A 5,622-nucleotide genomic window follows, 5' to 3' on the forward strand; every position below is an offset into this window, starting at 1 on the left:
ACTATTGGTGCTGGAGGGCGGGAGGTCTTGGGTAGAAGACCATGTTCACAGTGAAGGGAGTCTGACATGGTACACGTCAGGCGTTCGGTTCGTCTGACGGGGCGTTCACGCTGCGGAAACGGCTTCATCGTGAGCGCGGTAATGCCGGAGAGCGATAAGCACGGGCGTCCGACCCACCAGAAGCTGTGCGCGACCTGTAACACCGTTCCTCGGGAAGATAAAGTGCCAGGTCAGCGGTGTGCCGGGCGGTCGGTATCATCAGAAGAGCCATGGTGTTCTGGTTCTCCAGAACAACCGGCGGCTGCTCCAACCCGTGCGCGCGTCGTTCCCCTTTACGGGAAAATCCCGGAAGTCGTCTCGCACGATGCTGCTGCCACCGTGTAGTTGCAGTGGTGTCGCCGAACGGCACCGTCGGTCAGCAGGCTCTGACCCACGGCTGCTGCCTGCAGCAGTATCCGAGCAGCGTGCAGGAACTGGCTGCACTGGCCCGGCCGGGGCAGGCCTGCTGCTGGTGCAGCACCCGTGTCGCGCCTGGCCCATGCAAATACTGCGCTGCGCTGCACCCGCGACATCGTCGTGCTGCGCTTTGGGGACCATCACCAGGATCGCCGCCAAGGTGCTCACCACGGGCGAGATCTGGTGCGAGGCCGTGAAACGCGGTCTGAAGCGGGTTGAACCCTATCTGCCGCCGCCGCGTCGGTGAACAGGGCGAAGGAGCGCCGTCGACCTGCTGATAGACGTGCCGGTCCGGCCGGATCGGGTTCCTTCGATCGGGTCAATGTCCGGTGCCGGACGCATTGCCGGAGGAAGTGGACGTGCAGGATCGGCGCGTACCGCGGCGATGTGGCCGCAGATCGTGAGACGAAGGGCGGGCGATGGCTCAGGGCAGCGTGAATTGGTTCAACGTGGAGAAGGGCTACGGGTTCATCGAGCAGAGCGACGGCGGCCCGGACCTCTTCGTGCGTTACTCCGAAATCGAGGGCAACGGGTACCGGCAACTGGAGGAGGGCCAGCAGGGCGAGTTCGAGATCGGCCAGGGCTCCAGGGGACCGCAGGCCCAGCAGGTACGCGCGATCTGACCTCTGTTCGGGTGGATACGGCGTGGCTACGGTCGAAAACGGCCCGCCCCGGCAGTTGCGATGCCGATGCCGGGCCGTTGTCGCAGGGGTGATTACCCGAACCAAACGATTTTCAGGACGCAGGAGTTGTACGGGGCGCGGTTGACTGGGCCCTGATCAGGAGGGAGTGACCCCCACGTGGGTGACGGTCGCGTTCACATCACACCAGGCGGTGGACGTCCCTCCAGATACCGCGCGGTTGCCGAAGTGCCGGTAGGTGCCGTACCCGGACTTGTAGCAGTCGATGAACTCGGTGAACGCCGAACCGGTACAGCGGATGGAGGCGCCGTGGTGTCCTCCGCTTCCGACCAAATAACTGGGTGAGCCGCAGGAAAGCGCTGACGGGGACGCTACGGCCTGCGAGGTCAGTCCCAGCAGTCCCCCGCTCGCCAGTGCGAAGGATGCCGCGACAGCACCAATACGGCGATAAACGCGCATATTTGTCTCCTCTAGAGGATCAAACACAAGCTATCGGTCAGAAACATCCTGATCGATGTCGAATCGTCGCACCAGAGGGCCTTGATGAGTTGACCGAAAAACTGTCATGAGCCCGGCTAGGCCCCAGGGGACGGACGTCGACGATTGCAGCCGATGGCTGCGGGGTCGCCATCTGGCGGCTACCCGAACCAGACGATGTTCAGGACCGTCAGGCTGCGCAGAGGCCGGTTGATCCAGAAGGTGAGGGAGAGCTGTCCGACAGCCGCGTAGCGGACGTCTTCGCCCTCATCGTCGTCGGTGTCGAACTGCCGGAAGCCGAACGGATCGCCCGCGGCCGCAGCGAGGATGTCCCACACGGTGTCCGCCGCGTGCTCGGGCAGCGCGTCGAGGACCTTGGCGGCCGCGGCAGAGACACGGACCGCGTACGGCGACGGGCTCACCCGCGACGGCGGCGGAGCTCCGCCAGGTCGACGGCGTCGCTGTCGTCGTAGCCGGAGGCGACGAACGCGTCGACGGCCGGGGCGTGCGCGATGCGGCCTTGCCAGTCCTGGACGACCTCGTAGAGCCCGGCCAGGGAGAACGTGCGCCGGGACTCCTCGAGGGCGGCCGCGTAGTCGCGCTCGAAGGCCGGCACCCACGTCGTCGCGCGTTTGTCGGCGCGGAGCTGGGCGAGGAGTTCGGCCGGCGCTCCGGGCGCGGGGGCGTAGGTAGTGAGGGGTGCGTGGTCGGGCTGTGCGCTCATCTGGTCCTCCCGGCGGGTCCTCCCCTCACGGTACGCGCGCCGGGTGGCTGTGGATGCGGTCATGGGCAGATCCCTCCTACGGGGTGAGCGGGCGGCATGAGGGCCTGCTTCGGCAGTTGCGATGCCGGGGCCAGGCCCGTGGTGTGCCGACGGAGGTCAGGCGGCTGGGGTGAGGGTCAGGGTGTAGTGGCGGCCGGTGGCCAGGTGGACCGTGAGGGTGTCGCCGTCGGCGGCGGCGGCCCGGTAGGCGGGGTGGGTCAGGAGCTCGGGGACGACGACGTCGCGCAGCACGACGGCGGGGCTGTCGGCTGGGGTCGGGGCGCCGCTCGGGTTCTGGGAGACCTCGCCGTCGAGGCCGGACTGGAAGTCGAGCACCCAGGTGCCCCCGGCTGCGGTGAAGACGATGTCGCCCTGGACGCCGGAGTCGGTGACGTCGCTGGTGCTTGGGTGGGCCTCCAGGACGTCGGCCAGGTGCACGGCTTCTTCGCCCACGGCGGTCAGGTGGCTCTTGTCGCGGTCGATGGGCGGGTGTGACTGAGCGTTTTAGCTGTCCAGTTGAGCGTCGTGCTTGGCCGGTTGAAATCCGGTGGCTTTCGGAGCGACGGTGCGCTGGGCGGTGCAAGACGTCTCCAGCCAGTCAGCCTTCCGCGTTGTGGGCGAGGTGCCGTTGCAGGTCGATGTGCCGGAATTGGTAGACAGGGCCGACTTGGCGCAGAACACCACGGTGTTCGTGGGCGTCTTGCAGGAACGTCATCAGTTCTCGGGGGACGTGACGGCGCATTGCCAGGTAAGTGCGTGCAATCACGAAATGGGGCCAGGCTGCTGATGCCATCCCAAGCACGAGGGCGGTCGCTGCCCCGGTTGCAATTCCCAGTGCAATCCTGGAGCGAAGACCGAACTCGTCCGCGGTGCCACTGAAACCCAGGCCGAGTGCGTCTCCGATCCAGGTTGTGAATACGAGCCCGAAAACAGCTCCGGCCACCGGTGCGAAGATGATGCCTACCAGGAGGAAGGCACGTCGGTCCGAGGCGAAGAGTCTCGACGCCCCGGTGCTGGACGTCACATCAGGTGTCCTGGGTGTGAGTCTGCACCTGGTCCTGTACATAACGCCTACGCTCGCCAGCGCCCCGAGGATCACCACGGGCAGATTGCCGCTGGTGAGGATCCAGCCGACGGCCGCGGCCACGATGACCGTGAGCCCCCAGAGGCCACTTGCGAGCCCTTCGCGCAGCTGCTGACGACCGCCGCTCGGGGCAGCGGAACGCCTGGAGAGATGGAATATTAGGCAGCCCAGTGTCATCCCAGTAAGGAACCCGTTTGGGGGGTAGGTCGAGGGTAGGGCGTGTTCCACCGGCGAGAGGACGAGCAGAACCGCGAGCCCGCTGACGGCGACACCACTCATTCCGAAGAGAAAGGTGATGATGGGGCGTTGGTATGTGCGCCTGCCGATGGCTGCGCCCCCGACTCCGCCTGCGACGACGCTCAACACTTCGACCGTGTAGAAGCCTCCGACCGTACCCGCGAGCACCCACACGAGGCTGAACACGAGCCCGCCCATCAGGCACTGGAGGCCCGCTGGGACGGCCCGGGGCAGTTCCCACCAGGCCAGATCGGGGCTGCCGTGGCCACGGGTTTCCTGGAAACGGGCGAGGAAGGTGAAGACATGCTGGGCTTGGGCGGCGTTCCAGCGGGGCGGTTGCGGCCCGTCGGGGGCATAGGCGGCGGGGATGAAGGACCGGAACAAGTGCTGATCCACAGCGGTGCGGTCAGGCAGGATCTGGCGGTCGCAAAGCTCATCTGGGTGCGGCGCAGCGTCGTTACCGTCGGTGCCGGGGCGGGGGTTGTAGATGGTGCGGGCCAGGAAGAGTCCCAGCGGAGTGCTCAGGGCCTGCCCGACCGGGTTGTCGGTGCCCAACTGGCCGACAACTGCGTCCCATCGGGTGGCGCCAAAAGTGTGTGGGCCGCCCGCGTCGCGGCGCAGATATGCGGCGGCACGCTCGGGATTCAGGGGTAGGAGCTGGACAGCTGCGGCCCCGTTGAGGCGGAGCGTGGGCCCCAGGCCACTCACTGCAGCCCGATAGGCGGCGGAACGGGCGGCTAGCACCAGCGCCCGGCCGGCGAGTAAAGCACGATTGAGAGCATCCAAGGCCAGGGGGTGCAGATGCTCAGGCAGTTCGTCGAAGCCGTCCAGCAGCGGAAGGATGCGTCCACTCTCCAGCAGCGCCTCGGCGAGATCACTAGCTGTGCCGCTGGTGGAGGTCATGACGGTGGCGCGCAATCCGGGATAGTGGCGGCGCAGCTGGTCGGCCAGCCACCCCTTCAGCGGCTGGTGCGGATCCCAAGAGGCGAGGGAAAAGAGGACAGGCACGGGCTCGTCCTCTGTGCGGCGGGCCAGGAGGTCCTGCAGCAGCCGGATCAGCAGCACGCTCTTGCCCGAGCCGGGCTCGCCCAGGATCACCAGCCGACGGGTGGGGATTCGGTCGGTGAACACCTCCCCGATCGCACCGTCCTGGCCATTCAGCCCTGCTGTGTCACGCGGCCAGCGCGCCGGGTCCCCGGGCGGCCCGCCCGGCCAGGCACAGGCCAACTCCACCAACTCCGACCACGGAATGGCCAGGTCCTCATTCACGGCCTGCCAGGAAACCGACAGCGGATAGGGGTCATGGACCCGCCGCAGCGCAGCCTCGGCATCCCACTGATTGCGCACTGCCACCGCGAGCTGCCCCGCCGCCTCTTCCAGGACAGGGTTCGACCCCTCAGCCGCACCCTCTCCGCGCCACATCCGCCACAGGGAGCGGAGAACCGGAGGGACGCCCAGAAGCGCAACTAACGCACCGATCACACTGGCGCTCTGATCTGCCAAATCCAAAGTCGTGTTCTGGAAGTAGATGAGCGCACCCACCAACAGTGCGACATAGGCAACCGCCCCCAGCCTCTTCAGTCCTCGATCATGCATCTGGCCAGCATGGATCAAGCCTGTCCCGGGCGGAACCCTGTTGTCGGCCGCTGGCAGGAGTACTGAGGCGTGGGGGCTCTTCCCATGGTGCACGGAACACACCACTTCCCCGGCCAGCGAGGCTCGACAATGCATGGGGCCAGGACCGGTTCACCATCGGTCACTGGCTCCGGCAGAACAAGGTGCCCCTCTACCAACAGATGAAGCCACTTCTCGACGCCTACACCGCCCAGCTCGCCCAAGCTATCGACGCCGCCCGCTCAACTCACCAACTCGTACGCTCGCTCGCCAACTGAAGCGCTCAGTCACAGCGGTGTGCCGAAGCATGATAGTTGTCACTGGCAGAGCCGGATGACGTGGCGAACGGG

At 66.6% G+C, this 5,622-nt stretch carries 6 protein-coding genes; 1 reads left to right on the forward strand and 5 read right to left on the reverse strand.

The features are described from left to right. The first annotated feature begins 875 nt into the window (after positions 1-875). Positions 876-1,079: a cold-shock protein gene (locus ACFY7E_RS32790; protein WP_389491480.1), complete on the forward strand. Its 204-nt coding sequence runs from the start codon at positions 876-878 to the stop codon at positions 1,077-1,079. 156 nt (positions 1,080-1,235) lie between these two features. Here ACFY7E_RS32790 and ACFY7E_RS32795 read toward each other — a convergent pair whose 3' ends face one another. The 5 genes from ACFY7E_RS32795 to ACFY7E_RS32815 form a co-directional block, all read right to left on the reverse strand. Beyond that, positions 1,236-1,430, reverse strand: a complete 195-nt coding sequence (locus ACFY7E_RS32795; protein WP_389491483.1) for a hypothetical protein — start codon at positions 1,428-1,430, stop codon at positions 1,236-1,238. Between the two features lie 305 nt (positions 1,431-1,735). Continuing rightward, on the reverse strand, positions 1,736-1,996 hold the full coding sequence (locus tag ACFY7E_RS32800; protein ID WP_389491486.1) for a hypothetical protein: 261 nt from the start codon (positions 1,994-1,996) through the stop codon (positions 1,736-1,738). Then, on the reverse strand, positions 1,993-2,298 hold the full coding sequence (locus ACFY7E_RS32805; RefSeq protein WP_389491493.1) for a DUF6247 family protein: 306 nt from the start codon (positions 2,296-2,298) through the stop codon (positions 1,993-1,995). The genes ACFY7E_RS32800 and ACFY7E_RS32805 overlap by 4 nt, the downstream gene beginning before the upstream one ends. A 156-nt stretch (positions 2,299-2,454) precedes the next feature. Next, the gene (locus tag ACFY7E_RS32810) at positions 2,455-2,790 is read right to left on the reverse strand and encodes a hypothetical protein (protein WP_389491488.1); all 336 of its coding nucleotides are present in this window, start codon (positions 2,788-2,790) and stop codon (positions 2,455-2,457) included. A gap of 145 nt (positions 2,791-2,935) precedes the next feature. After that, complete coding sequence (locus ACFY7E_RS32815) at positions 2,936-5,254, reverse strand: NACHT domain-containing protein (RefSeq protein ID WP_389491490.1); 2,319 nt, start codon at positions 5,252-5,254, stop codon at positions 2,936-2,938. Positions 5,255-5,622: the final 368 nt, after the last annotated feature.

Origin of the sequence: Streptomyces sp. NPDC012825 (assembly GCF_042900925.1) — a bacterium.
Taxonomy (GTDB): Bacteria; Actinomycetota; Actinomycetes; order Streptomycetales; family Streptomycetaceae; genus Streptomyces.